Raw genomic sequence first — 972 nt, 5'->3', positions numbered from 1 at the left:
GCCCGGCCCGCAGTACAGCTCGTCGCCGATCCCGGCGCCGTCCCCGCCTCCGCCGCCGCAGACGATGCAGCCGGAGAACCGCCCGCACGGCCCCTACACCGGCCCCCAGCAGATCTCGCCCGTCCCGGTGCAGCAGAGCACCCCGACGCTGGCGGACGCCGTCAAGGCCGCCCACCAGGAAGGCCAGGACTTCGGCGAGTCCGTCGCCAGGGACGCGCCCGCGCTGTGGCTGGAGGCCGTCCTCGCCCGCAAGCCGCGGATGCCGTCCGACCTGGAGGCCCGCCTCCTGCAGGGCTCCTCGCTCCCGATCGACTTCCTCCTGCACGACGAGGTGCGCCACGCCCTGCGCCGCGGATTCTGGGACGCGCTGGAACGTTCGCGCAGGTGAGCTGATACCTACGCCCCGGTTTTCACACGATCATCATCGATTCGCCCGCTTCGGTCGCGCGGCGGCGGGTAGCGTTGAAGCGTGACGCACGTGACGGAAGACGACCTCGACGACCTGGAGTTCGACACCCTGCGCACCGGCGATCACATCTCGGCGGCCCGCCGGCTGTCCGAGCTGGCCGAGTCGGTGTCCGGCGGGGTGTCACGCGCCAACGTGCTGCTGCGCGCCGGCGAGCAGTGGCAGCACGCGGGCGACCACGCCAAGGCCGCCGAGCTGTACCGCAGAGCCATGGACGACGGCGGCGAGACCTACGGCGACGCACGCGCCTATCTCGCCGACGCCCTCTTCGAACTGGGCCGCGCCGACGAGGCCCGCGAACTCGTCGAGCAGATCCGCGCCGATCGTCCGCGCGACCCCGAGGTCTACCGGACCGTGGCCGAGGTCCTCTACGCCCAGGGCGACGCGACCGGCGCCCACGAATGGGCCACCAGCGGAGCCGACGTCATCCTCGCGCTCCGCGACCGCGCCGTGGGCACCGGCATCGGTGGCGGCCCCGACGAACCCCCCGCCCCTGAGGCCGACAC

The 972-nt window shown here is 73.3% G+C and carries 1 protein-coding gene and 1 pseudogene; both read left to right on the top strand.

The annotated features are described in order from the left end of the window. A pseudogene (locus tag E1287_RS46200) lies at nucleotides 1–388 on the top strand (NYN domain-containing protein); the annotation flags it as partial. An 81-nt stretch (nucleotides 389–469) separates the two neighbouring features. Beyond that, nucleotides 470–972, top strand: a 503-nt coding sequence (locus E1287_RS43340; RefSeq protein WP_243719848.1) for a tetratricopeptide repeat protein, incomplete at its 3' end; no start/stop codon positions are given.

Source organism: Actinomadura sp. KC06, assembly GCF_004348735.1.
In the GTDB taxonomy this organism is placed as follows: Bacteria; Actinomycetota; Actinomycetes; order Streptosporangiales; family Streptosporangiaceae; genus Spirillospora.
The sequence above is the reverse complement of the archived record's forward strand: the minus strand, read 5'-3'. Positions and strand labels throughout refer to the sequence as shown.